Raw genomic sequence first — 25,325 nt, 5'->3', positions numbered from 1 at the left:
CTGCTCGACATCTGCGCCACCTCCGACGGCGCCGCCGCACTCATCGTCGCCTCCAAAACGTTCGCCGAAAAACACCTCGGCTCCCTCAACGGCGTGCCCTCGGTACGCGCGATCAGCCTGCAATCCCCCCAATACCCCCAACACCTACCCGAACTGCCCGACATCGCCACCGACTCCACCGCCGTTGTCCCCGGCCCCGAACGGGTCTTCAAAGACCAAATCCTCGACGCCGCCTACACCGAAGCCGGCATCGGCCCCGAAGACCTCTCCCTGGCCGAGGTCTACGACCTGTCCACCGCCCTGGAACTCGACTGGTACGAACACCTCGGCCTATGCCCCCGCGGCGAAGCAGAACAACTCCTTCGCAGCGGCGCCACCACCCTGGGCGGCCGCATCCCGGTCAACGCCTCAGGCGGACTGGCCTCCTTCGGCGAAGCCATCCCCGCCCAAGCCCTCGCCCAAGTCTGCGAACTGACCTGGCAACTCAAAAACCAAGCCACCGGCCGCCAAGTCGAGACCGCCACCGTCGGCATCACCGCCAACCAAGGCCTCTTCGGCCACGGCTCCTCAGTCATTATCGCCCGCTGACCCTTTCCCCCTTCTCTCCTCCGCGAGCGTGCGTGTCTGCAGCCGACACACCGCACCATTCACCGAGTTTGCGCACGCTCGCGGCCCTGGCGTCGACGTGCTCGCGGTGTGGCATATCGCCGGCAGTCAGCGACCGACCGGCGACGAGCGTGCGCAAACTACGGCGCGGAGGCGGCGTGTCCGCCGCAGACACGCACGCTCGCGGTCTGAGGTGTGGGGGTGAGGGGTAGAGGTGAGGGGTGGGGTGTAAAGGTGAGGGTGGGGTCAGGCGACGCCGAGGTAGGCGGCGCGAATGCTGTCGTCGTGCAACAACTCTCGCGCATTGCCCGTTCTGGTCACCTCGCCGGTCTCCAGGATGTAGGCGCGGTCGGAGCGGCTCAGCGCCTGCTGCGCATTCTGTTCGACGAGCAGCACGGTGGTGCCGCTGGCGTTGATCTCGGCGATGATCTTGAAGATCTGCGAGATGACCATCGGCGCGAGGCCCATCGAGGGTTCGTCGAGCAGAAGCACCTTCGGCCTGGCCATCAGCGCGCGGCCGATCGCGAGCATCTGCTGCTCACCACCGGAGAGCGTGCCACCCACCTGGCTGCGGCGCTCGGCGAGACGCGGGAACGTCTCCAGGATCCAGTCGAGGCGCTCGGCGTGCTCCGCCTTGGAGGGGAATTTCCGTCCGTAGCAACCCATTTCGAGGTTCTCCAGGATCGTCATCCCCGGGAAGACGCCACGGCCCTCGGGCGCCTGGATCAGGCCGTCGGTCACCCGTCGGTGCGCCTTGACCCGGCTGATGTCCTTGCCGTCGAACCACACCGAACCCGACGACAGCGGCAACAGACCGGAGATCGCCCGCATCATGGTGGTCTTACCGGCGCCGTTGGAGCCCAGCAGGGTGACGAGCTCCCCTTCGTGCACCGTCAGCGACACCGAGTGCAGCGCCTTGATGCGGCCGTAGTGCACGACGATGTCCCGCACCTCCAGCAGCACCGGCCGCGGATCGGCCTGCTGTGCGGTGTTGTCAGCTGACGTCATCGTCGGGCACCCCCAGGTAAGCGGCGATGACCTTCGGGTCCTCGCGTATTTCGGCGGGCAGGCCGTCGGCGATCTTGCGGCCGAACTCCAGCACCACGATCCGGTCGGTCACACCCATCACCAGACGCATGTCGTGCTCGATGAGCAGCACGGTGTATCCGTCGTCGCGGATCTTGCGGATCAGGTCGATCAACGCGGACTTCTCGCTCGGGTTGAAGCCTGCGGCGGGCTCGTCGAGGCACAGGAGTTTGGGTTCGGTGGCCAGCGCTCGGGCGATCTCGAGGCGCCGCTGATCGCCGTAGGACAGATTCTTGGCCTTCTCCTCGCCGCGGTGGGCGATCCCGACGAAATGCAATAGTGCTGCGGCACGTTCGATGGCCGAACGCTCTTCCCGGCGGTGCCTCGGTGAGCGGATCAGCGCGCCGGGTACCGACGTCCGGTGGCGGGCGTCAGTACCGACGAGGACGTTCTCCAGCGCCGTCATCTCACCGAAGAGACGGATGTTCTGGAACGTCCGCGCGATACCCAGCCGGGTGATCTGGTGGCGCTTGATGCGGCCGATCGTCCCGCCGTCGAAGGTCACCGAGCCCGACGTCGGTCGGTAGACGCCGGTGATCGCGTTGAAGCAGGTCGTCTTGCCCGCGCCGTTGGGTCCGATCAACCCGAGGATCTCGCCGCGCCGGATGTTGAACGTCACCGCGTCCAGGGCGGTGAGCCCGCCGAACTTCACCGTCAGATCGGTGGTCTGCAGCAGGATTTCGCCCTCGTCGGCCTGGATCTCACGGTGCACGCTGGCCAGCGAAGCCACGTTGCTCGCGAAGTCCTCGACGGCGGCATCGGCCGCGGTGCCCGGCTCGGGGGTCGTCATTTCACCGGCTCCGTATCGGTCGGCCGGGCCCGTAGCAGGCTGCGGGCCGCCTTGCCGTACGCGAGCAGCTGCTGGCGGACCGGGAAGAGGCCCTGGGGGCGGAAGATCATCAGCACCACGAGCGCCAGCCCGAAGAACAGGTACTTCAGGTTGCCCATGTCGATCCCGAGGAAGTGCACGCCGAGAAGGCGGTTGGGTAGGTACACGATGATGAACGCGCCTAGGATCACGCCCAGTTTGTTGCCCTGCCCGCCGAGGACGACGGCGCACAGGAACAGCATCGAGTTGATGATGTTGAACGTCGGCGGCGCGACGTACTGGACCTGGCCGGCGTAGAGCGCACCGGACAGACCTCCGATCGCGGCGCCGATCGTGAACGCCCACAGCTTGAACTTGAACGTGTTGACGCCCATCACCTCGGCGGCGTCCTCATCCTCGCGGACGGCGATCCATGCGCGGCCGACGCGGCTGCGTTCGAGGTTTCCGACCAGGAGCAGGATTAGGACGATCATGACCAGGCCGACCCAGAACCACCAGGTGCCGTAGTTGGCGTCGCCGCTGGAATTCGACACGGAGAACACCCCTTCGGGGTGCTGCTCGTTCTCCAGGAAGTGCGGGAAGGCCACTTCGTTGAGGCCGCGCGGTCCGTTGGTGATGTCGGCCAGGTTGTCGGCGAGCAGGCGGATGATCTCGCCGAAGCCCAGCGTCACGATCGCGAGGTAGTCCCCGCGCAAGCGAAGTGTCGGGAAGCCGAGGATCAGTCCGGTCAGTGCGGTGACCGCCATCGCGAGCGGCACACACGACAGCCAGGCCCACGGGGTGCTGAAGAATCCGCTGGGGCTCATCTGGTTCCAGGGGCTCTCCGGGCTGGTGAGCAAGGCGACCGTGTATGCGCCCACGGCGTAGAACCCGACGTAGCCGAGGTCGAGCAGACCTGCCTGTCCCACAACCACATTGAGGCCGATCGCGATGATCGCGATCATCGCGAACTGGGCCATCGTGCCGCCGAAACTGATTCCGGGGGTGTCGATGAACCCGGGTGTGAACAACGGCGACAAGCCCACGGCGACGAACAGGAGGATGCCGAACACCCACTTCTGGGGCCGGTTCAGGGTGTCCCACCAGTTCGTCACGCGGGCCCACGGGGAACCGGATTTCGCGGTCGTGCTCATACGCGTGCCTTCCCGAGGCTCTCGCCGAGTATGCCGGTCGGGCGCACGAGCAGCACCAAGACCAGCAGCACGAAGGCGACGACATCGCGCCACTGTGTTCCGAAGACGGCCTGCCCGTAGTTCTCCATGACCCCCAGCAGCAGCCCGCCCAGCAGTGCGCCGCGCAGGTTGCCGATTCCGCCGAGCACCGCGGCGGAGAACGCCTTGATCCCCAGCAGGAACCCGCCCGAGTAGATGATGCCCTGCGGAACCTTGAGCGTGTACAGCAGCGCCGCGGCGCCGGCCAGGAGCCCACCGATGAGGAAGGTCGTCATGATGATGCGTTCCCGCGACACCCCCATCAGGGTGGCGGTGGTCGGGTCCTGGGCGACGGCGCGGATGCCGCGGCCGAACTTCGTCCGGTTGATGGCGATGTCGGTCAGCACCGCGAGCACGAGCGCCGAGGCGATGATGACGATGGTGATGTTGGAGATCGCCACCCCGAAGAACTCGAACTGGGTTCTGGGTTGTACCAGCACGATCGGCTGCTGGGCGTTCGGGCCGCCGTAGCCCGGGATGATCTTGGGCAGGATGAACAGGACGAACTGTTGCAGTACGAACGACATGCCGATCGCGGTGATCAGGAAGGTCAGCGCCCGGGCGTTGCGCTTGCGCAGCGGCCGGTAGGCGATGAACTCCAATCCCACTGCCGCTCCGCCGGATACGAGCATCGCGAAGACCATCGCGACGGCCAGGTACAGGATCGTCAGCCCGATGCCCTTGCTGTAGGCGTTGCCGCTCGGGGTGAAGCCCAGGATCATGTCGAGTGCGAAATACGCGCCGAACATGCCCAGCATGAAGATCTCGGAGTGGGCGAAGTTGATCAGCCGCAGCACACCGAACACCAGGGTGTACCCGACGGCGACCAACGCGTAGATCGCTCCCCACGACAGACCGTCGATCGTCAACTGCCAGAAACTGTCGACCAGCGCTCCGACATTGAAGTTGATGTTTGCGGCCAGATTCATCCGGTGGGGAACTCCTAGCGAGATCTACGGGTGCACAGCGGTGGGAAGCAGCGCCTCAGACGAAAGCGCGTCCGAGCCAGGCACTCTCGGACGCGCTTCGTCTCAGCGGTTACTGGACGCCGTAGATCCAGATGAGGGTGGTGGTGAGCTCACCGGTGGGGGTCCACTGGTATTCGCGAGCGACGCCCTGCCCCTTGTAGTTACGAACGAAGTCCAGCAGAGCCGGACGGGTGATCGCACCGGAGTCGATGCCCTTGAGCAGGATGGTGCCCAGGTCGTACCCCTCGGCGCTGTAGGTGCCGGCGTCCTGGTTGAATTTCTGCTTGTACTCGTCGGCGAACGAGCCGGTGGCCGGGCCGCAGGGGCACGCCAGGACTGCGCTCTTGGACGATTCGCCGGCCTGCTTGACGAATTCGGGGTCCTTCGTTCCGTCGGCGCTGGCGAAGACGCCCTCGTAGCCGCCGTCCCGCAGCTGCTGGACCAGCGGCGCCGCCTCGGCGTAGTAGCCGCCGAAGAAGACCGAGTCCGGGGCGGCACCCTTGATTTGGGTCACCGCTGCGGAGAAGTCCTTGTCGCCCTTCTTCACCGAGATGTTGCATGCCGAGTCCGCGACCGGGCCGAGGGTGTCTCGGACGGCCTGAGACAGGCCGAGACCGTAGTCGGTGCTGTCGTCGACGACGCAGACCTTCTTGTGCCCGAGCGTGTTCTTCAGATAGTTCGCGACGGAGGGCCCCTGCACCCCGTCGTTGGCCAGCCCGCGGAAGAACGTCTTCCATCCGTTCTCCGACAGCGTCACGTTCGTCGCCGACGCGGTGGTCGACACCAGACCCGCCTGATCGAACACACCGCCGGTCGCCTTGGTCTCACCCGAGAACGCCGGGCCCACCAGACCGATCGTGTACTGGTCGTTGACGATCTGCGGGGCGATCGCGGTCGCCTTCTGCGGATCACCTTCGGTGTCGAACGGGATGAGCTGCACCTGGCAGCCCGGGTTGGCCTCGTTGTGCTTGTCGACCGCGAGCTGCACACCGTTCTTGATGTTGATGCCGAGCGCCGCGTCGGGGCCGTTGAGAGCACCGGCCATGGCGATGGACACCGGCGGACAGGTGGCCTTGCCGTCCCCAGCCGGATCAGCGGGCGACGCACCCGTGGACGCCGGGACCTCGGCGCCGTTCTCGTCGATCTGCACCTTCTCGACGATCTTGAGATTCGTCTGCGATGCCTCTTCTTCGGGTGCGCCCTGGTTGCAGCCGGCAACAGCCAGCGCAACCAGACCGGCACCACCGAGAGCAAATGCCTTGCGTGCCACGCGACCGCGCACGTCTCACCTCCGGTTCAGTGTTTTGCTCGGCACCGTCGGGTGTCGCCTACGGAACCGTGACGACCACGTCGGCGATGCTTCGCCGACGACCATAACCAACCCACCGCCCTATCGCGTGATGTTGGAAAACGCGTGGCGCGGATAAACCCGGTGAGCGGTCAAAAGGCGGAGGCGGAAACGCAGACTTAACGGACAGGGCTGGGCGAAAGCCCTAATTCGGCTCCGCGGCCGGAGTCTCGGCGGGCGGGTCGAGAGTCTCGAGAACCACCTCGGCGACGCGCTTCATCGTGGTGCGCCGGTCCATCGCCGCGCGCTGGATCCACTTGAACGCTTCGGGTTCGCTCATCCCCTGCTTCGATTGCAGCAAACCTTTGGCCCGTTCGACGAGCTTGCGGGTCTCCAGGCGGTCGGACAGGGTCGCGACCTCTTTCTCCAGCTCGGCGATCTCACTGAACCGGCTGACCGCCACCTCGATGGCCGGGATCAGGTCGGTGATGCTGAACGGCTTGACCAGGTAGGCCATCGCACCCGCATCGCGGGCCCGTTCCACCAGCTCGCGCTGACTGAACGCGGTGAGGATGACGATCGGGGCGATGCGTTTGGCCGCGATCTCGGAGGCCGCGTCGATACCGTCGCGGCGGGGCATCTTGACGTCCATGATGACCAGGTCCGGCCGCAGCGACTCGGCCAGATCCACGGCCTCCTGACCGTCGCCGGCCTCGCCGACGATCTCGTAACCCTCTTCGCGCAGCATCTCGGCCAGATCCAGCCGGATGAGGGCTTCGTCTTCGGCGATGAGGACGCGGTGCGGCGTGGCGGCGGCGTCAGGCGGCGAGGCGGAGGCGGAAGACATGGATGACATTGTGTAGCCCGCAGGCCGGATGAGCGAGCGCGGGGCCATCCTCTAGGGTGGTAGGCCGCGCTACCTACCGTGGCCGGGACGCCCTCGTATCCCAACTGGCAGAGGAAACGGATTCAAAACCCGTCCAGTGTGAGTTCGAATCTCACCGAGGGCACCAGCTCAGTACAGATCCAGCCGACGGTCGGCCAGCAGGTCGACGTGCTCGGTGATCTTCTTCGAACGGCTCAGCGTCAGGTCGATGTCCGCGAGCGCCATCCCGGTGCCCGGGCCGGCCTCGGCGACCACCCAGCCGTCCTGGTTCACGATGGCCGACCCCGCCGTCCACGCCTGGCCACGCTCCACACCCGCCCGGTCGCACGCCGCCACCGCGACCCGGTTCAGGCGCGCGGTCGACATCGCGGTGATGACCTCGCCGGGTCGTTCACCCTCGGGGCGTGGGAACAGAGGCCAGTTGACCGACGCCACGATCAGATCGGCGCCGTCGACGGCCACCCGACGTGTCAGCTCACCGAATTCCAGGTCGTAGCAGACCATTACGGCCACGGCGCCGTGGCGCGTCTGCAGAACCGGCGGGAGCGTGGACCCCGGCGTGAAGACGAGCCGCTCCCGGTCCCAGAGGTGCGTCTTGCGGTAGATCGCCACCACGCCGGTCGAGTCCATGACGGCTGCGCTGTTGTAGAGCAGGCCGTCGTCGCCGAGCTCGCAGAACCCGACGACCGCGAGTGCACCCCCGAGCCCTGAGCTCCACGTCGTGAACCTCGGATCCGAGGGTGTCAGGGCAGCGATCCGCGCCTCGTCCGCATCGGTGAACATGTAGCCCGACGTGGCGAGCTCCGGCAGCACGACGACGTCGGCGCCGGCCCGGACCGCGTCGTCCAGGGCGACCGCGATGACCTCGGAGTTGCCGTCCAGATCGCCGAGTACAGGATCGAGCTGACAGCAGGCGATACGCGTCATTCGACCAGGCTAGTCGCCCTTTCGGCGATAAGCTCCGGCCGTGCTCAACGTGCGGACGGTGTGTGTGCCCGAGGTGACTCTCGGCCATCGCGCATGGTCGCCGAGCAGGCATCGGGACGACCGGGTAGGCCGCCGTCTGCGAGTGCTGACGATCGCCAGCTGGATCGCCGCAGCGGTGTCGCTGGCCTTCGGTGTCTTTCAGCTGACCCTGGGCGGCGCACTCTGGTGGTTGGGCGCGGTCAACATCGTCTGCGGGGCGGTGTTCCTCGTCATCCCGCGCCTGTGTCCGCTCGGCGAGCTCGTCGCACCGCTGACGTTCGTGACGTTCGCCTACGTGTCGGTGACATTCATCTGCTACACCATCGGGACCGGGTCCGGTCTGCAGTTCTACTTCATCGTCGCGTCGTCACTCGCAGTGCTCGTCCTCGGAATTGAGCGCATCGGGCTAGCCGCATCCGTCGCGGCGATCGGGGTGGCCATCACGATCGGGCTGGAGCTGACGGCGCCCAACGATCGCGGCCTCGGACCGTCATGGACGCTCACCGCCGGGTTCATCAGCGCGGTCGTGTCGTCGGCAGTGATGCTGGTGCTGACGATCTGGTACACGCTGCGCGAGATCGAGCGCGCCGAAGCGGCGATGGAAGCCGAGTACGAGCGTTCAGAACGCCTGCTGGCCAACATTCTTCCGACCACCATCGCCGATCGGCTCAAGGAACCGACCCGCACCGTCATCGCCGACAAGTACGACGACGCCTCGATCCTGTTCGCCGACATCGCCGGCTACACCAAGCGAGCCAGCGACACCGCGCCCGCCGAGCTGGTGCGCTTCCTCGATCGGCTCTACACCGACCTCGACGCGCTCGTCGACCGGCACGGCCTGGAGAAGGTGAAGACCAGCGGTGACTCCTACATGGTCGTCAGCGGCGTTCCGATCCCCCGCCCCGACCATCTGGAAGCGCTGGCATGTCTCGCACTGGACATGGCCGATGCGGTGGCCGGCCTGAAAGACGCTCAGGGCCGCGACGTTCCGCTGCGCATCGGCATGGCCACGGGGCCCGTCGTCGCCGGGGTGGTCGGTGCCAAGAAGTTCTTCTACGACGTGTGGGGCGACGCCGTCAACGTGGCCTCCCGGATGGAGACCACAGATGTGGAAGGGCGGATTCAGGTGCCCGACAACGTCTATGAGCGTCTGCGGCACACTTTTGTGCTGGAAGAACGCGGCTTGGTCGACGTGAAGGGCAAGGGCGCGATGCATACCTGGTACCTGGTCGGCCAGAAGGCCGACCAGGACCGTCAACTCCGCGCCGGGGGCCGAATCGTCACACCTTTCGGTTTTCCGACTTGAGCAGCCAGGCCAACTTCTCCAAACCGTCGATCAGCTGGTGCAGGATGTCGGCCGTGCTCGGATCCTCGTCGTCGACCCCGTCATGCACGGTGCGCAGCGTGTCCACCACGGCGTAGATGCGCGTCGTGATCAGGTCGACGACGTCGCCGGTGCTGTGCTCGTAGGCGGGGAACTCCGGCAGTGACGTGCCTGCCGCGACGGTGTCGGAGCGGCCGTCGGGCACCGCGTCCAGCGCCCGCATCCTCTCGGCGACCGTGTCACTGGCCTCCCGGGCGAAGTCGACGACCTCGTCGAGTTGCAGATGCAGGTCGCGGAAGTTCGTCCCGACGACGTTCCAGTGCGCCTGCTTGCCTTGCAGGTGCAGTTCGATCAAATCCACGAGAACTCTCTGCAGCGCGCCACTCAGCTGCGGCGACGCCTGGAAGTTGACGACTTCGGCCTCAGTGCGACGTGCGTTCGATGTTGTGCTCATGACCATGACAACGCCTCCTAATCTGGATTGAGTCCAGAATAGCTAGGAATTGTCCGTGGCGGTAGTCACAGTCTGCTGGTCCTGCCTTTCGAGCAGCCGCGCGTAGCCGGCGCCCATACCGAGCAGGATCAGGCCCACGACGATGAACACCGCGACCCGGAAGATTCCGTCCAGCGTGCCGAGGTCGAAGAGGAAGAGCTTGGCCATCGCCGCGGCGACCAGACCCAGGCCACCACCGATCGGCACTGAACGCTCGTCCTTCGGACGGCGGGCGGCCAAGCCGAACAGCGTCGCCGCCATGGCGATCCAGATGATGGTGGCGGCCATGTGGCCGGCGTAGAAACCGCCGTCGCCGGGGGCCACGAGCATGCCCGCCGTGACGGTGAACGTCGTGACCGCGTAGACGGTCACGGCGCCTGCACCCACCCACAGTGCGTTGTCGGTGCGGTCCCAGGTCCCTGCGATGGCCAGCGCGCCCCCCACCAGCAGGATGCTGGAGACCAGGGTGGAGATTCCCGTTCCCACTTCGACCCGGGTCGGTGCGAACAGCGCATCCGGTGGCGAATAGGCCAGATGCGCGACCGCACCGATGACCGCGAAACCGACTGCCGCGCAGCGGCCGACGACGTCGTGGCGCCCGGCCACCGCGGTCACCACAGCCATCGCCAACAGCACCGGACCGGCGACCGTGCCGTCGAATGCGGCAGTGACAGCGATGAGTGCGGCGACGGCGGCAGTCGCGGAGAACACCTGGCGCACGATGCCGGGGACACCCGGCAAGCGATCGCCGATGAGGACGACGGCCATGAGAGCCGCGGCAAGTGCGGCCGACATCAACGCTGCGACGACACGATCCACGGCGAGGTTCACACTCAGCACGGGCAGGGTTGCCGCGGCGGTCAGAAGCGCCATCGCGGCGCGATTCGTGGTGCTGGGCAACAGAATCAGTGCAGCGACCAGACCGATGACCGCAGCGATACCGCACGCCCCTGCCAGCCAGAGATCCTCACGCGAATCGAAGAACCGCGCAGCCAGCGCCACCAGCAGCGGCAGGACGGCGGCAGCGATCCGCGCCGTGTGCAGCCAGATCCAGTCCTTACCCAACTGCACGGGCAGAGACGCCGCGGCCAGCGCCAGCATGAACGCGACGAGCAACAGCGAGACTCCATCCGCGACGACGGGCGCCAGCACGATGAGTGGCACGAGCACGAGAAGTCCCAGGTGCTGGGAGTCCCAGCGCCTGGCCAGTGTCAGCCCGCCGCCGGCCACGAGGGACGCGGCGATCAACGCGACGGGCGCCGAAACCCAGTCATAGATGGTGGTCACCGCAATGACGTTCATGTAGGCGGCCGCGACGCCGGTGGCGACCAGCGCGATCCCGCCCACGCGTCCGCCCGGCCGCGCAGTGAGCCACCATCCCGCTCCCACCAGTGCACCGGCCAGCGCCGCGCCCGCGGCGACCCGGAATTCGGGTCGCAGAATCCCCGCCTGGGCAGCCAGGACGAGCAGCAGAACCACGCCGATCAGGGTGACGGCGACACCGGCGACGGCGAGTAGCTTGCCGATCCACCCCTCGGAGCGTTCCTTCCGGGGTTTCGGGGGCTTCGCGGTCGGTGCCTGCGGGTACGCCCGGAAGGGCGACGGGGGCGGGTACTGGGGCCAGTACGGCCGCACGGGGGATTGCACCGGGACAGGCATCGCCGGCGGCGGGGCCACGGGCGGCGCGGCCGCCCCAGACTTTGGTGTCACGGGCGGCGCTGTCACGGACGGCGCTGTCACAGACGGCGCTGTCACGGGCGGCGCCGCCGGCTGCGGGGTCACGGGCGACTCCGCCGACGTGAGCGGATGACCGGTCAGGATCCGGTCGAGTTCGGCGAGATCCGTCGACACCTGCTGCAGCTGGCGGGAGATCGCTGCGAAATCCGCGGACAGGCGGGTGACGACGGCGGTGTGCGGTGCAGTCATACCCTCATCGTCGCAACCGACGGCGCCTGCAGGGATGAGTACTACTACTCGTCCAGCCCGTGCTCGATCGCGTAGCGCGCCAACTCCACCCGGTTCCCGATCTGTAGTTTGCGGAAGGTCGCCTGCACGTGGTTCTCGACGGTGCGATGGCTGAGCGACAGGCGCGTCGCGATCTGTTTGGCGGTCAGTCCTTTGGCGACATGGCGCAGGATCTCGGTTTCACGTTCGGTCAGGCTGGGGCCGTCGGGATCGGCGTGCGGATCGCGTTCGATACGCCGGAACTCACCCAGCACCAGCCCGGCCAGGCCGGGGGTGAAGACCGCCCGTCCCTGTGCCGTGGCCCGCACCGCGTCCCCCAGCTCCTGCTTGGAGGCGCTTTTGACCAGGTAGCCGGTGGCGCCGGCCTTGACCGCTTCGAGTACGTCGTCACGTTCGTCGGACGCCGAGAGCACCAGGATCCGCGAGGACGGTGACACCGCGAGCACTTCGGTGGTCGCCTGCGCCCCGTCCCCGTCGCCCAATCGCATGTCCATCAGCACCACTGCGGGTTTGACGACCGCCGCGCGCCGCTTGGCCGAGGCGACGCCGTCGGCCGTGGCCACCACCTCGAAACCGTCGTCGGCCAGGTCGCGCGCCACCGCATCGCGCCAGATCGGGTGGTCGTCGACGACCATCACGGTGGTCGGTTGATCGCTCACCTCCGGGTCTCCGGTCTACGTGGCACGGTCAACTCCCATTCGGTCCCGGCGCCTGCGGCGGTGCTGAGCTCAGCGCGACCGCCCAGCCAATCCATGCGCCCCACAATCGATTTCGCTACGCCGATCCGGCCCTCCTGCACCGCCGATTCGAGCCGGCCCTCGGGGATCCCGACACCGTCGTCACGCACGCTCACCGTGACCGTCGCGCCGAGATCCTCAAGAAGAACATACGCGCGAGCGTCGGGCCCCGCGTGGGCCTCGACATTGTCGAGAGCGTTGGTCACCGCCGCGAAGAACTCCTCGGCGACCGCCGAATCGAGCAGCACCGGTTCGGCGGGCACGCTGACCGACACCCGATCGGAGGCCCGACGCCGCAGCAGGACGCCGAGGTCGACGGTCGAGCCGTCCCGCGGGGTCGCGTCCCCGGCGCTGACCAGGCGCCGCAGCGCGCGCTCCTGCTCCCCTGCCAGTTCGGCCAATTGCGCGGTGTCGCCGCCGATCTCGCGTCCGCGCCGGGCAACCAGAGCCAGAACCTGGATGGCGCCGTCATGTACCTGACGCGACAATCGCTCGCGCTCCTCCAGCGACGCCGCCAGCCGTGCGGCACGCTCCAGTTCGGCGTGGGCCCGGCGGGCGGTCTGAGCCGCCATGCCGATCGCGAGTCCGACGGCCAGTTCGATGACGACCGTCGCGTTACGGCCGAGGTCGATGCTGACGTAACCCTTGAGCACCGTGCTGGCCGCGACGATGATCAGTCCGGCGAGCATGCCGGGTACCGGTCCGGACAGGATCGCCGCCGAGATGGTGGCGTTGGTGGCCCACAGCGTGGTCGGCCAGGACTGGTTATCCAGCGCCCACTGGTCGGAGGCGATCAACTCCGTGGAGAGCATGAGCGCCACGACGACGATGATCTCGGCGAGCACCCACGCGGGTCTGCGGCCGAAGCCCTGCAGATAGGCGATCGCGCATGCCGCGCTCCAGCCGATCAGCACCGCGAACAGCAGCCACCCGACCACCGGGGAATTCAGGTCGCGGTTGACGGCCAGCTGGAACCCGAAAGCGTAGACGCAGCTGAGCAGACGGAACACCTGAGCGGCCCGCCACAGCGGCGTGACCGGATCAGGCCCTACATCACCTTGGACAGAAACGCCTGTGTCCGTTCGTGCTGCGGGTTGGCCATCACCTCGCGGGGCTTGCCCCGCTCGACCACGACGCCCCCGTCCATGAACACCAACTCGTCGGCGACCTCGCGGGCGAAGCCCATCTCGTGCGTCACCACCACCATCGTCATCCCCTGAGCGGCAAGCTTTTTCATCACGGCGAGCACTTCGCCGACAAGCTCGGGGTCGAGCGCCGAGGTGGGCTCGTCGAACAGCATCAGCTTCGGGTCCATGGCCAGGGCCCTGGCGATGGCAACCCGCTGCTGCTGACCGCCCGACAGCTGCGCGGGGTAGGCGTCGGCCTTGTCTGCCAGCCCGACCTGGGCCAGCAACTCCCTTCCCTGCCTGACGGCTTCGTCCTTGTCGACGCCCTTGACCTGAACCGGAGCCTCGATCACATTGCCGAGGGCCGTCCGGTGCGGGAACAGGTTGAAGTGCTGGAACACCATCCCGACATCGCGACGCTGCCGGGCCACCTCGCGTGGCTTCATCTCGTGCAGCTTGCCGCCGCGCTCGTGATAGCCGACGAGCGATCCGTCGACGTAAAGCCTTCCTGCGCTCACGGTTTCGAGGTGATTGATGCACCGAAGAAATGTCGACTTGCCGGAGCCGGACGGCCCGACGAGGACCAGCACCTGCCCCTTCTTCACCTCGAGCGTGATGCCCTTGAGCACTTTCAGCGCACCGAAGTTCTTGCACACCAACTCTGCTCTGACCATCGGGTGTGCGGTGGCTTCTGACATCGTCACACTCCCAGACCCATCTGCGCTTTGGCCAACGCCTCGAGCTGTTTGGACGTCAGCTTGCGCGAAGCACCCCGGGAGAAATACCGCTCCAGGTAGTACTGCCCGACCATGAGGATGCTGGTGATGACCAGGTACCAGGTCGCGGCGACGAGAAGCAGCGGGACCGGTTCGAAGATGCGGGCCGCGATCTCGCGGGTGGCGATGCTGTACAGGTCGAAGGCGTACGGCACGGCGGTGACCAGCGAAGTGGTCTTCAGCAGGCTGATGACCTCGTTTCCCGTCGGCGGGATGATCACGCGCATCGCCTGGGGCAGCACGGTGCGACGCATCGCCTTGCCCCACGACATCCCCAACGCGGTCGACGCTTCGAGCTGGCCCTCGGGCACCGAGGTGATGCCGGCGCGAACGATCTCGGCCATGTAGGCGGCCTCGTTGAGGGCCAGACCGATGACCGCCAGCGCGAACGGAAACGACAGGTTCTGCAGATCGAAGTGCAGCAGCGACGGCCCGAACGGAACACCCAGCTGGACGTTCTGGTAGATCGTCGGCATCAGTCCCCAGAAGGCGAGCTGCACGTACACCGGCGTGCCCCGGAAAATCCACAGGAACACCCACGCCACCGAGGACAGCACCGGATTCGAGGACAGCCGCATCACGGTCAGAGCCACCCCGAGCACGATGCCGATCGCCATCGAGTAGACCGTCAGCTGCAGGGTGTTGAAGACTCCCAGCAGGATCCGGTCGTTGAAGAGGTATTCGATGTACGTCGGCCAGCCGTAGGCCTCGTTGGTGGCGGCTCCCCACAGGAACAGCGCGACGAGAATGATGATGCCGGCCGCCGCCACCCAGCGCCACGGATGGCGCAGGGGAACGGCATCGATGGTCTGTGGCGAACTCGCATCGGGCGGCGTGCCGGCATCGGTCATGGCTGTCAGGAGATCGCGCCGTTGATCACCGGCTTGTCGATCATTCCTTCTTCGAGTCCCCAGTTGGCGGCAATCTCCTTGTACTTCCCGTTCTCGATCAGGTGCTCAAGGGCCTGCAGCAGCGACTGCGCCAGCGGCGAGCCCTTCTCGACCGGCCACCCGTAGGGCGCGGAGTCGAATGTCTCACCGGCCTGGGCCAGCTTCCCGTTGGTCTGCTTGATGGCATAGAGGGTCACCGGCGAGTCGGCCGACATCGCGTCGGCCTGGCCCAGCACCACGGCGTTCGTGGCGGCGTCCTGGCTGTCGAACGGAATGATCTCGATCGCCGGCTGGCCCGCGTCGGTGCACTTCTTGCTGCGCGCCGGCAACTCGTCGGTCTCCTGCACCGTGGTCGCCTGCACGGCGACCTTCTTACCGCAGGCGTTCTCGGGGTCGATGGTGCCGCCGGTGGGCTGCGCCCACAGCGTGCCGGCCGAGAAGTAGGTGACGAAGTCGACCTGCTGCTCGCGTTCCTTGCTGTCGGTGAACGAGGACATGCCGACGTTGAACGTGCCGCCCTGGATGGACGGGATGATCTTGGCGAAGTCCGCCTCGCGGTACTCGGCCTTGAGACCCAGCGTCCCGGCGACGGCGTTCATCAAATCGACGTCGAAGCCGACGAGCTTGCCCTCGGGATCCTTGAACTCGTTCGGCGCATACGGCACGTTGACACCGACGATGAGCGTGCCGGTCGACTTGATGGCTTCCGGCACGGTGTTCGCGATCGCGTCGACCTTCTCCGCGGGTGCTACCGCGGTCGGGGATCCTTCTTCGCTCGGAGCCTCCGAGCTGCTCGAACAGCCGGACAGCGTCATGGCGCCCGTCGCGGCGAACACCGCGACCATCCGCCAGATCCTGGTCCGGCGGTCTTGGATTCCACCCAACACTGGTTTGCCTCAACTTTCTTCTTCGGGTCGTCCGCGTTTCCGCCTGAGTCCCCCAACTTAGGCATCCCCAGCCAGGAACGTTAACGACCGATGATCCGGCGCGCAGCGCCGGTAACGAGACATTAACGACACGAGTGAGACATCACAGCCGTACTGCGAAATCGACGAAGTCGTGTCGCGCGTGTGCCACACTGCGCGCATGGAAACCGCTGCTCCCCCAACCATGTTGCAGCATCTCTGGAAGTCGGCACTTCTGTCCGGGATACTCGCAATCATCCTCGGCGCGATGGTGTGGTTCTGGCCGGCCATCAGCATCTTCGCCGCCGCGATCTTCTTCGCCGCTTACCTGTTGGTCACCGGCATCTCCCAGGTGGTGTTCGCGTTCGCCCTGCACGTCTCGGCGGGCGGGCGCGTGCTGCTGTTCCTCAGTGGTGCGGCCGCACTGATCCTGGCGGTGATGTGCTTCCGCAATTTCGGAAACGCCGTTCTTCTGCTGGCCATCTGGATCGGCATCGGGTTCATCTTCCGTGGCGTCGCCACCGCCGTGTCGGCGATCAGCGACCCGACGCTCCCGGGCCGGGCCTGGGAGATCTTCATCGGTGTGATCAGTCTCATCGCCGGCGTGATCATGCTCGCCTCGCCGTTCAATTCCATCGAAACACTGACCATGGTGGTCGGCATCTGGCTCATCGTGCTCGGAATCTTCGAGGTCATCTCCGCTTTCGGCATCCGGTCGGCCAGCCGGGACCTGGTCGCTACGAGGGACTCGGTGGCCACCTCCAGCCCGGAATGAGGGCAAAAGTCCCTACCCCCAGCCGGACGCGAAGCTACTACACTTTGTCGTAGACGGAGCAGATCGCTCCGGTAGAGCGTGAGGGTGGCGCGATGGACGTCCTTGATGTGTCGCGGTGGCAGTTCGGTGTCACCACCGTCTACCACTTCATCTTCGTTCCGCTCACGATCGGACTGGCGCCGCTGATCGCGGTGATGCAGACGGTCTGGCACGTCACCGGGAACACCGCCTGGTACCGCCTCACGAAGTTCTTCGGCAAGCTGTTCCTGATCAACTTCGCAATCGGGGTCGCGACCGGCATCGTCCAGGAGTTCCAGTTCGGCATGAACTGGAGCGAATACTCGAAGTTCGTCGGCGACATCTTCGGCGCCCCTCTCGCGTTCGAAGGGCTGATCGCGTTCTTCTTCGAGTCCACCTTCATCGGCTTGTGGATCTTCGGCTGGAGCCGGCTGCCCCGCGCCGTCCACCTCGCCTGCATCTGGATCGTCGCGTTCGGCGTCAACGCCTCGGCCTACTTCATCATCGCGGCCAATTCGTTCATGCAGCATCCGGTGGGCGCCAGGTTCAACCCCACGACGGGCCGCGCCGAGCTCGTCGACTTCGGGGCGTTGCTGAGCAACAACACCGCGGTCTGGGCGTTCTTTCATGCCGTCGCCGGTGCGTTGTTGACCGCCGGTGCCTTCGTGGCCGGCATCTCGGCATGGCTGATGGTCCGCGAGCGTCGTCGCGCAGCCACCGATCCCGCACCCGCAGACGCCCGCTCGATGTTCCGGCCCGCCGCCATCCTGGGCAGCCTGGTGGCACTCGCCGCCGCCGCAGGCCTGTTCTTCACCGGGGACATCCAGGGCAAGCTGATGTTCGTCCAGCAACCCATGAAGATGGCTTCGGCGGAATCGTTGTGCCACACCGAAACCGACCCGGATTTCTCGATCCTGACCGTCGGCACGCACAACAACTGCGACAGCGTGACCCACCTCATCGAGGTTCCCTACGTCCTGCCGTTCTTGGCCGAGGGCCAGTTCAGCGGGGTGACGCTCGACGGGGTTCAGGACCTCCAACGGGAGTACCAGGAGAAGTTCGGGCCGGGCGACTACCGACCCAATCTCTTCGTCACCTACTGGGCTTTCCGCGCGATGATCGGACTCCTGCTCGTGCCCGCCGCGTTCGCACTGCTGACCGTGTGGCTGACGCGGCGCGGGCGCATCCCCGACCAGAAGTGGTACGGGCTGGCCGGAATCCTGACCATCCCGACGCCGTTCCTCGCCAACTCCGCCGGCTGGGTGTTCACCGAAATGGGGCGCCAGCCCTGGGTGGTGGTGCCCAACCCGACGGGCGACCCGATGGTCCGAATGACCGTGCAGGAGGGTGTCTCCAACCACGCCGCCGGGACGGTCTGGTTCTCGCTGGCGGTGTTCACACTCCTCTACGGCGCGCTGGCGGTCGTGTGGTTCCACCTCATGCGGCGTTACGTCGTCGAGGGCCCACTCGATCACGACTCCGAGCCCGCGCCGCCGGCGCCGCCCAGCAAGGACGACGTCGCACCACTGTCGTTCGCGTACTAGGAGATTGACATGGGAATCCAGGAACTGTGGTTTCTGTTGATCGCCGTGCTGTTTCTCGGCTTCCTGATCCTCGAAGGGTTCGACTTCGGCGTGGGCATGTTGATGGCGCCGATGGGCTCGCGGGGTGACGGCGACCCCGACAACCGGCGCCGCGCGGTGCTGAACACGATCGGCCCCGTGTGGGATGCCAACGAGGTCTGGCTCATCACCGCCGGGGCAGCGATGTTCGCCGCGTTCCCCATCTGGTACGCCACGCTGTTCTCGGCGTTGTATCTGCCACTGCTGGCCATCCTGTTCGGCATGATCCTGCGCATCGTCGGAATCGAGTGGCGCGGCAAGATCAACGATCCGCGGTGGCGGCACTACGCCGACCTCGGCATCGCCCTGGGCTTGTGGTTGCCCGCGGTGCTGTGGGGTGTGGCGTTCGCAATCCTGTTGCGGGGTCTGCCGATCGACGCAGACGGGCAGACCCAGGTCGGGATCACTGACGTGCTGAGCCCCTACACGCTTCTGGGTGGGCTCGCGACGGCCACGCTGTTCCTGTTCTACGGCTCGGTGTACCTGGCACTGAAGACCGCCGGCGCGCTGCGCGACGATGCGTTCGCCACGGCGCGGCTGCTGTCGGCTCCGGCGATCGTGGTGGCGGGCGGATTCGGCGTGTGGACGCAACTCGCCTACGGCAAGCCGTGGACGTGGACGGCACTGGCGGTCGCGGTGGTCGCGCTGCTGGTGGCGGTCGCGTTGATGTGGGCGAAGGCGCGCGAGGGCGTCGCATTCGTGTCGATGGTCGTCGTCGTCGCCGCGGTGGCGGTGCTGATCTTCGGAGCCATGTATCCGAACCTCCTGCCCTCGACGCTCAACCCGGACTGGAGCATCACGATCTACAACGGCTCGTCGACGCCGTACACGCTGCGCATCATGACCTGGGCGTCGCTGGCGTTGCTGCCGCTGGTGCTCTGCTATCAGGCCTGGTCGTACTGGGTGTTCCGCAAACGTGTGACCGCAGAAGCGATCCCGGCGTCCATCGGTCTGGCGCGGCGGTCATCCTGACCGACACGACGCGCGCCCCGATAGACCCGCGGCTCTGGCGGGCCTCCGCGGCGATGCGCAGATTCTTGATCGCCACCACAGCGTGTGGCGTGCTGATCGCTGCGTGCACGATCGCCTCGGCCGTGGTGCTGGCGGCCCTCGTGGCGCGGGTGATCACTGATCCGACGTCGCGCAGTGTCGACGCCCTCGCCGCCCCGATCGCTGTGCTCGCCGCGTTGTGGACTCTCCGGTCCGTTGCGCTCTGGCGCCAGGGCAAGCTGGCCCAACGCGGCGCGAGTGCGGTGATCGCCGATCTCGCCGGCCAGGTCCTGACCACAGCCACCTCGCTGCCGCCGCGCGAGCTCGCTGCGCGGCGCGACGACGCGGCGGTCGTCGTCACGCGGGGCCTGGACGGCCTGCGCGTGTACTTCACCGCCTATCTGCCCTCACTGTTCCTCGCCGCGATCCTCACCCCGGCGACAGCGCTCGTGATCGCCTGGTACGACTGGCGTTCGGCGGTGATCGTCGCGATCGCGCTGCCCCTGATCCCGATATTCATGGTCCTGATCGGACTCGCGACGGCGGATCGCTCCGCAGCGGCACTGACCGCCATGGCGACCCTGCAGTCCCGGCTGCTGGACCTGGTCGCCGGACTGCCGACCCTGCGGGCCCTCGGACGCGTCGAGGGCGCCGCGGCCCGTATCGACGAACTCGGTGCCGCGCATCGTCGTTCGGCCATGGCCACGATGCGGATCGCATTCCTGTCCGCGCTGGTCCTGGAGCTGCTGGCGACGCTCGGCGTGGCGCTGGTGGCCGTCGGCGTGGGGATGCGACTGGTCTTCGGCGACATGACCCTCACCGCGGGCCTGACGGCGCTGCTCCTGGCTCCCGAGGTGTTCTGGCCGCTGCGCCGGGTAGGGGCGGCGTTCCACTCGGCGCAGGACGGGAAGACCGCCGTCGAGGCGGCCTTCCGATTCCTCGACGCTGCGACGCCCTCCACGCCCGGAACGGCGCCGGTACCCTGCGGACCTCTGACCGTGCGTGCCGACGGCGTACCGCTGCTGGCGCTGCCCGGCCAGGTCACCGTGCTCACCGGACCCAACGGGATCGGTAAATCGACTCTGCTGCAGGCCATTCTCGGACTACAGCCCGTGCCGGCCGGCACGATCGGCGTCAACGATGTCGACGTGGGCACTCTGGACCCGCAGCAGTGGTGGCGCGACGTCGCCTGGCTGGCCCAGCGGCCGGTGCTGGTCCCCGGGACGGTACGAGACAACCTCGAGGTGTTCGGCCCCCTCCCGGATCTCGAAGAGGCCTGCCGCGCAGCCTGTTTCGACGAGGTCCTCGCAACGCTGCCCGACGGGTTGCAGACCACGGTCGGCCGCGGCGGCGTCGGCCTGTCCCTCGGGCAGCGGCAGCGTCTCGGACTGGCCAGGGTGATCGGCTCGTCGGCGCGGCTGCTGCTGTTCGACGAACCGACCGCCCACCTGGACGGGCCCACCGAGGCTCGGGTCCTGGAGGCCATCGCCCGACGCGCAGCCGGCGGCGCGACGGTGATCGTGGTGGGGCACCGCGAACCGGTCCTGGCGATCGGCGACACGATCGCCGACATGGGGGGTTCCCGTGTCGCGTCGTGACCCGCTCGTTCAGGCCTGGCCCCTGCTCCGGCCGCGGATGCCGCGCGTCGCGGCCGCGGTCCTGCTCGGGGCCTTGTCGTTGGGCAGTGCACTCGCCCTGACCGCCGTGTCGGCGTGGCTGATCACCCGGGCGTGGCAGATGCCACCCGTACTCACCCTGAGCGTCGCCGCCGTCACCGTGCGGGCACTCGGCATATCCCGCGGCTTGCTGGGTTACTGCGAACGCCTCGCATCCCACGACACCGCACTGCGGGCAGCAGGCACCGCCCGGGTCCAGGTGTTCACCCGCCTCGCCGCCGCGCCGATGGACGTCGTGATGCGGCGCAGCAGTGGCGATCTGGTGGCCCGCGTCGGCAACGGGGTGGACGACCTGGCCGACGTCCTGGTGCGGGCACTGGTGCCCGCGTGCGTCGCGGTGATCCTCGCAGGGGCCGCCGTCGCGACCGTCGGCGTCCTGTCCCCCGCCGCGGCAATCGTCCTCGCCGTTTCCATGCTGGTCGCCGGCGTCGCCGCACCGGCGCTGGCGGCCCGCGCCTCGATCGCCAGTGAAACCGTTGCCGCCAAACATCATTCGCAACGCGACGACGCCACCATGCTCGCGCTCGACCATGCTGCGGAGCTGCGGGTCAGCGGCCGGTTGGGCGACGTCCTGGCCACGGCCGACCGGGCGCAGCGCAGCTGGGGGCGTGCCCTCGACCGGGCCGCCGCTCCCGCCGCTGTCGCCGCCGCCGCCCCCACCGCGGCGACGGGTGTGAGCGCGCTGGGAGCTGTCCTCGCCGGTATCGCCCTGTCGCACAGCGTGGCACCGACCACCGTGGCGATCCTGATGCTGGTGCCGTTGGCCGCGTTCGAAGCCGCCGCGGCTCTTCCCGGCGCCGCCGTGGCGCTGACCCGTGCACGGATCGCGGCGCGCCGCCTGCTCTCGCTCACCGACGGCACCGGCGAGGCCGACCGCAGGCCCGCCGTCGCACCGCTGGACCTCCGACCGGGCGACCGTGTCGCCGTGGTCGGACCGAGCGGGTGCGGGAAGACCACCCTGCTGATGCAGACGCCCGGGGTGTTCTTCGCCGAGGACGCGCACCTGTTCTCGACCACGGTGCGCGACAACCTGCTGGTCGCCCGCGGCGATGCGACCGACAGCGAACTGCTCGACGCCCTGCATCGTGTCGGCCTCGGCGCATGGCTGGACGGGTTACCCGAGGGCCTGTCGACTGTTCTGGTGGGCGGAGCCGCAGCGGTGTCGGCCGGGCAGCGGCGGCGGCTGCTGTTGGCGCGCGCACTGGTCTGCGCCGCTCCGACCGTTCTGCTCGACGAACCGACCGAACATCTCGACGCCTCCGACGCCGACGAGATCATGACCGGGCTGCTGACCCCCGGCGCCCTGTTCGGCGGGGAACGCACCGTGGTGGTCGCGACGCATCACCTGCCGGAAAACGTGTCCGTACCGGTAATCTCCCCCGCATGAGCGACGTGCCGCCTCCTCCCCCAGGTAGTTATCCAGGCGGCTACCCGCCTCCGCCGTACGGGGCCTACCCGCCGCCGGTTCCCGCCGCGCCGAAGAACGGGTTGGGTACGGCGTCCCTCGTCGTCGGGATCGTCTCGCTGTTCACACTGTTCGGTGGGGTCGTGCTCGGCGTCGTCGCTGTCGTCCTGGGTTTCCTCGGCCGCGGGCGGGTCGCGCGCGGCGAGGCCACCAACGGTGGGGTGGCCCTGGCCGGCATCGTGCTCGGGGCGTTGAGCATCGTGGTGTCGATCGCGTTGATCGTCGTCGTCGGCATCTTTGGGGTCGCTTTCTTCAACGAGGTGGGCGGCAGCGACTACATCGACTGCGTCAACCGCGCCGGTTCGGACCAGGCCGCCGTCGAACAGTGCGCCAACGAGTTCACCCAGCGCGTGGAGGACGAGTTCTCCGTCACGGTCACACCGACGCCCTAGAACGCCCGGCCCCGTCACGGGAAGTGCTTGACGATCCCTTCCTGCACCACCGTCGCCAACGGCAGCCCGGACCGGTCGAAGAAGTGGCCGGTGCCCAGCCCCCGTGACTCTGCGGCCACCGGCGACGTCGTCGAGTACAGCACCCAATCGTCGAAGCGCACGGGACGGTGGAACCACAGCGTGTGGTTGGTGGTCACTGCGAAGATGCGGTCGTGGCCCCACGACAGACCGTGGGTGGTGATGATCGAATCCAGGATCGTGGTGTCCGAGGAGTAGATCAGCGCGGCGGTGTGCAGCACCGGATCGTCGGGCATGGGGCCTTGCGCAGTCATCCACACCCGGTTGTGGGTCAGCGTGCCGCCCTTGTCGCGCATGATCCAGGCCGGGTCGTTGGTGTAGCGCCATTCGATGGGCCGCAACGCGTTGACGAAGAGCGGCACGACGTCCTCATAGCCGCGCAGCAGCTCGTCGATCGGCAACACCGCCTCCGGGTCGTCGATCACCGGTGGTTCCACCCCGTGCTCGAGGCCCTTGCCGCCGGCCAGGTAGGACACGAGCGCAGTGGTGAGCAACTGGCCGTTCTGCATGACATCGACGCGACGGTTGGCGAACCGGCGTTCGTCACGCAACCGGACGACGTGGAATTCGAGATCCACGTCCGGGTCGCCACCGGCGATGAAGTGGGCCGACAGCGTGCTGGGCGTGATGTCGTACTTCAGGCTGCGGCTCGCGGCCACGAACGCCTGAGCCATCATCTGGCCGCCGAAGGTGCGGATCGGGTTGCGGCTCGGATGGGCGCCGACGAAAAGGTTGTCGTCCACACGGTCGAGGTGGAGGATCGCCAGCAGCTCGTCGAAGTCTGCGTTGCGCGACACTCCGTCGCCCCCTCACGGCCTAGACGTCGTCCTCGCCGATGCGGTGGACGTGGATCAGATTGGTCGACCCTACTGTGCCCGGCGGAGCACCGGCCACGATGACCACCAGATCGCCGCGCTTGTAGCGGCCAAGGTCCAGCATCGACTTGTCGACCTGCCGGATCATCCCGTCCGTGGTCTCGATGTGGGGAACGATGAACGTCTCGGTGCCCCAGGTCAGCGCCAGCTGGCTGCGCACCTCCGGCAGCGCGGTGAACGCGAGCACGGGCAGCGGGGTGTGCAGCCGGGCCAGCCGGCGCACCGTGTCACCGGACTGGGTGAAGGCGACGAGGGCCTTGGCGTCGAGCCGTTCGCCGATGTCGCGCGCGGCGTAGGAGATGACACCGCGCTTGGTGCGCGGCACGTGGGTCAGCGGCGGTGCCGCGACGGAGTTCTCCTCCACTGCCGAGATGATGCGTGCCATGGTGCGCACGGTCTCGAACGGGAACTTGCCGACGGAGGTCTCACCGGAGAGCATCACCGCATCCGCACCGTCGAGCACCGCGTTCGCGACGTCGGACGCCTCGGCCCGGGTCGGTCGCGAGTTCTCGATCATCGACTCCAGCATCTGGGTCGCCACGATGACGGGTTTGGCGTTCTCCCGGGCCATCTGGATCGCGCGCTTCTGGACCAGCGGCACCTCTTCGAGCGGCAACTCCACACCGAGGTCGCCGCGGGCGACCATGATCGCGTCGAAGGCCAGCACGATGGCTTCGAGGTTGTCGATCGCTTCCGGCTTCTCCAATTTCGCGATCACCGGCACCCGGCGGCCGACGCGATCCATCACCTCGTGGACCAGCTCGACGTCGGCAGGCGATCGCACGAACGACAGGGCCACAAGGTCGACACCGAGCCGCAGCGCGAACTCCAGGTCGTCGATGTCCTTCTCCGAGAGCGCGGGCGCCGAGACGCTCATCCCGGGCAGCGACATGCCCTTGTTGTTGCTGACCTTCCCGCCCTCGGTGACCGAACAGACCACATCGTTGCCGTCGATGTGCTCGACGACCAGGCCGACGTTGCCGTCGTCGACCAGGACGCGGTCCCCGGGCCTGGCGTCCTGGGCGAGACGCTTGTATGTCGTCGAGACGCGGTCGTGGGTGCCCTCGAAATCCTCGACGGTGATGCGCACCGTCTCACCGTTGGCCCACTCCGTCGGACCGTCGGCGAAACGACCGAGGCGGATCTTGGGTCCCTGCAGGTCAGCGAGTATGCCCACGGCCCGTCCGGTGCCGTCCGAGGCGGCGCGGACGCGCTTGTAGTTGGCCTCGTGGTCGGGGTAGTCGCCGTGGCTGAAGTTGAGCCGGGCGACGTCCATTCCCGACTCGACCAGCTGCCTGACGGCCTCGTCCGAGGCGGTTGCCGGGCCAAGCGTACAGACGATTTTTCCGCGTCTAGTCACGACTGCTGAGCATAGTC

Annotated in this window: 23 protein-coding genes, 1 tRNA gene and 1 pseudogene; 9 read left to right on the top strand and 16 right to left on the bottom strand. The window is 67.3% G+C overall.

Going from position 1 to position 25,325, the window contains the following annotated elements:
• Window positions 1-588: thiolase C-terminal domain-containing protein (locus FHR72_RS10385; RefSeq protein ID WP_396888421.1), on the top strand; the 588-nt coding region annotated here is incomplete at its 5' end.
• Window positions 589-852: 264 nt separating this feature from the next.
• On the opposite strand, the gene FHR72_RS10380 is transcribed toward FHR72_RS10385, so the two are convergent.
• The 6 genes from FHR72_RS10380 to FHR72_RS10355 all read right to left on the bottom strand — a co-directional run bounded on the left by FHR72_RS10380 (window position 853) and on the right by FHR72_RS10355 (window position 6,835).
• Window positions 853-1,614: an ABC transporter ATP-binding protein gene (locus FHR72_RS10380; protein ID WP_183467827.1), complete on the bottom strand. Its 762-nt coding sequence runs from the start codon at window positions 1,612-1,614 to the stop codon at window positions 853-855.
• On the bottom strand, window positions 1,601-2,482 hold the full coding sequence (locus FHR72_RS10375; protein WP_260155941.1) for an ABC transporter ATP-binding protein: 882 nt from the start codon (window positions 2,480-2,482) through the stop codon (window positions 1,601-1,603). Before FHR72_RS10375 ends, FHR72_RS10380 begins: the two co-directional genes overlap by 14 nt.
• Complete coding sequence (locus FHR72_RS10370; RefSeq protein WP_183467826.1) at window positions 2,479-3,654, bottom strand: branched-chain amino acid ABC transporter permease; 1,176 nt, start codon at window positions 3,652-3,654, stop codon at window positions 2,479-2,481. Before FHR72_RS10370 ends, FHR72_RS10375 begins: the two co-directional genes overlap by 4 nt.
• Window positions 3,651-4,661: a branched-chain amino acid ABC transporter permease gene (locus FHR72_RS10365; RefSeq protein WP_183467825.1), complete on the bottom strand. Its 1,011-nt coding sequence runs from the start codon at window positions 4,659-4,661 to the stop codon at window positions 3,651-3,653. Before FHR72_RS10365 ends, FHR72_RS10370 begins: the two co-directional genes overlap by 4 nt.
• A 109-nt stretch (window positions 4,662-4,770) precedes the next feature.
• On the bottom strand, window positions 4,771-5,982 hold the full coding sequence (locus FHR72_RS10360) for a branched-chain amino acid ABC transporter substrate-binding protein (RefSeq protein WP_183467824.1): 1,212 nt from the start codon (window positions 5,980-5,982) through the stop codon (window positions 4,771-4,773).
• A gap of 211 nt (window positions 5,983-6,193) precedes the next feature.
• Complete coding sequence (locus FHR72_RS10355) at window positions 6,194-6,835, bottom strand: two-component system response regulator PdtaR (RefSeq protein WP_183467823.1); 642 nt, start codon at window positions 6,833-6,835, stop codon at window positions 6,194-6,196.
• Between the two features lie 89 nt (window positions 6,836-6,924).
• Between FHR72_RS10355 and FHR72_RS10350 the strand changes: the two genes are divergently transcribed.
• A tRNA-Leu gene (locus FHR72_RS10350) sits at window positions 6,925-7,001 on the top strand.
• A 2-nt stretch (window positions 7,002-7,003) separates the two neighbouring features.
• Here FHR72_RS10350 and FHR72_RS10345 read toward each other — a convergent pair.
• On the bottom strand, window positions 7,004-7,801 hold the full coding sequence (locus FHR72_RS10345; protein ID WP_183467822.1) for a nitrilase-related carbon-nitrogen hydrolase: 798 nt from the start codon (window positions 7,799-7,801) through the stop codon (window positions 7,004-7,006).
• Window positions 7,802-7,850: 49 nt separating this feature from the next.
• On the opposite strand from FHR72_RS10345, the gene FHR72_RS10340 reads away from it, so the two are divergent.
• Window positions 7,851-9,146 (top strand): adenylate/guanylate cyclase domain-containing protein, encoded by a 1,296-nt coding sequence (locus FHR72_RS10340; protein ID WP_183467892.1) that lies wholly within the window; start codon window positions 7,851-7,853, stop codon window positions 9,144-9,146.
• Here FHR72_RS10340 and FHR72_RS10335 read toward each other — a convergent pair.
• From FHR72_RS10335 to FHR72_RS10305, 7 genes and pseudogenes are all read right to left on the bottom strand, one after another.
• Window positions 9,121-9,624, bottom strand: coding sequence for a Dps family protein (locus FHR72_RS10335; protein ID WP_183467821.1), 504 nt, complete (start codon window positions 9,622-9,624; stop codon window positions 9,121-9,123). The genes FHR72_RS10340 and FHR72_RS10335 overlap by 26 nt on opposite strands.
• 36 nt (window positions 9,625-9,660) lie before the next feature.
• Window positions 9,661-11,583, bottom strand: a complete 1,923-nt coding sequence (locus tag FHR72_RS10330) for a DUF2339 domain-containing protein (RefSeq protein WP_183467820.1) — start codon at window positions 11,581-11,583, stop codon at window positions 9,661-9,663.
• 44 nt (window positions 11,584-11,627) lie between these two features.
• On the bottom strand, window positions 11,628-12,257 hold the full coding sequence (locus FHR72_RS10325) for a response regulator (RefSeq protein WP_183467891.1): 630 nt from the start codon (window positions 12,255-12,257) through the stop codon (window positions 11,628-11,630).
• Window positions 12,258-12,277: 20 nt separating this feature from the next.
• Window positions 12,278-13,405 (bottom strand): annotated as a pseudogene (gene macS / locus FHR72_RS10320) (MacS family sensor histidine kinase); the annotation flags it as partial.
• Window positions 13,406-13,407: 2 nt separating this feature from the next.
• The gene (locus tag FHR72_RS10315; RefSeq protein WP_183467889.1) at window positions 13,408-14,160 is read right to left on the bottom strand and encodes an amino acid ABC transporter ATP-binding protein; all 753 of its coding nucleotides are present in this window, start codon (window positions 14,158-14,160) and stop codon (window positions 13,408-13,410) included.
• A 26-nt stretch (window positions 14,161-14,186) separates the two neighbouring features.
• Window positions 14,187-15,113 carry an amino acid ABC transporter permease gene (locus FHR72_RS10310; protein ID WP_183467819.1) on the bottom strand — a complete coding sequence of 309 codons (927 nt, stop codon included), beginning with the start codon at window positions 15,111-15,113 and terminating at the stop codon, window positions 14,187-14,189.
• 5 nt (window positions 15,114-15,118) lie between these two features.
• Window positions 15,119-15,997 (bottom strand): ABC transporter substrate-binding protein, encoded by an 879-nt coding sequence (locus tag FHR72_RS10305; RefSeq protein WP_221193243.1) that lies wholly within the window; start codon window positions 15,995-15,997, stop codon window positions 15,119-15,121.
• Window positions 15,998-16,238: 241 nt separating this feature from the next.
• Between FHR72_RS10305 and FHR72_RS10300 the strand changes: the two genes are divergently transcribed.
• From FHR72_RS10300 to FHR72_RS10275, 6 genes are all read left to right on the top strand, one after another.
• Window positions 16,239-16,832 (top strand): HdeD family acid-resistance protein, encoded by a 594-nt coding sequence (locus FHR72_RS10300; RefSeq protein ID WP_183467817.1) that lies wholly within the window; start codon window positions 16,239-16,241, stop codon window positions 16,830-16,832.
• Window positions 16,833-16,924: 92 nt separating this feature from the next.
• Window positions 16,925-18,394: a cytochrome ubiquinol oxidase subunit I gene (locus FHR72_RS10295; protein ID WP_183467816.1), complete on the top strand. Its 1,470-nt coding sequence runs from the start codon at window positions 16,925-16,927 to the stop codon at window positions 18,392-18,394.
• A gap of 9 nt (window positions 18,395-18,403) precedes the next feature.
• A complete protein-coding gene (gene cydB, locus FHR72_RS10290) occupies window positions 18,404-19,444 on the top strand; it encodes a cytochrome d ubiquinol oxidase subunit II (RefSeq protein WP_183467815.1) in 1,041 nt (346 codons plus the stop codon).
• Window positions 19,445-19,497: 53 nt separating this feature from the next.
• Complete coding sequence (gene cydD, locus FHR72_RS10285) at window positions 19,498-21,060, top strand: thiol reductant ABC exporter subunit CydD (RefSeq protein WP_183467814.1); 1,563 nt, start codon at window positions 19,498-19,500, stop codon at window positions 21,058-21,060.
• On the top strand, window positions 21,047-22,525 hold the full coding sequence (locus tag FHR72_RS10280; protein ID WP_183467813.1) for an ATP-binding cassette domain-containing protein: 1,479 nt from the start codon (window positions 21,047-21,049) through the stop codon (window positions 22,523-22,525). Before cydD ends, FHR72_RS10280 begins: the two co-directional genes overlap by 14 nt.
• Window positions 22,522-22,995, top strand: coding sequence for a DUF4190 domain-containing protein (locus FHR72_RS10275; protein ID WP_183467812.1), 474 nt, complete (start codon window positions 22,522-22,524; stop codon window positions 22,993-22,995). Before FHR72_RS10280 ends, FHR72_RS10275 begins: the two co-directional genes overlap by 4 nt.
• A 14-nt stretch (window positions 22,996-23,009) precedes the next feature.
• Here FHR72_RS10275 and FHR72_RS10270 read toward each other — a convergent pair whose 3' ends face one another.
• Window positions 23,010-23,870 carry an acyl-CoA thioesterase II gene (locus FHR72_RS10270; RefSeq protein ID WP_183467811.1) on the bottom strand — a complete coding sequence of 287 codons (861 nt, stop codon included), beginning with the start codon at window positions 23,868-23,870 and terminating at the stop codon, window positions 23,010-23,012.
• A 19-nt stretch (window positions 23,871-23,889) separates the two neighbouring features.
• A complete protein-coding gene (gene pyk / locus FHR72_RS10265; RefSeq protein ID WP_183467810.1) occupies window positions 23,890-25,308 on the bottom strand; it encodes a pyruvate kinase in 1,419 nt (472 codons plus the stop codon).
• Window positions 25,309-25,325: the final 17 nt, after the last annotated feature.

The sequence above is a fragment of the Mycolicibacterium iranicum genome, assembly GCF_014190915.1.
GTDB lineage: Bacteria > Actinomycetota > Actinomycetes > Mycobacteriales > Mycobacteriaceae > Mycobacterium > Mycobacterium iranicum_B.
Note: the sequence above shows the minus strand (reverse complement) of the source record. Positions and strands in the feature narration are given on the sequence as shown.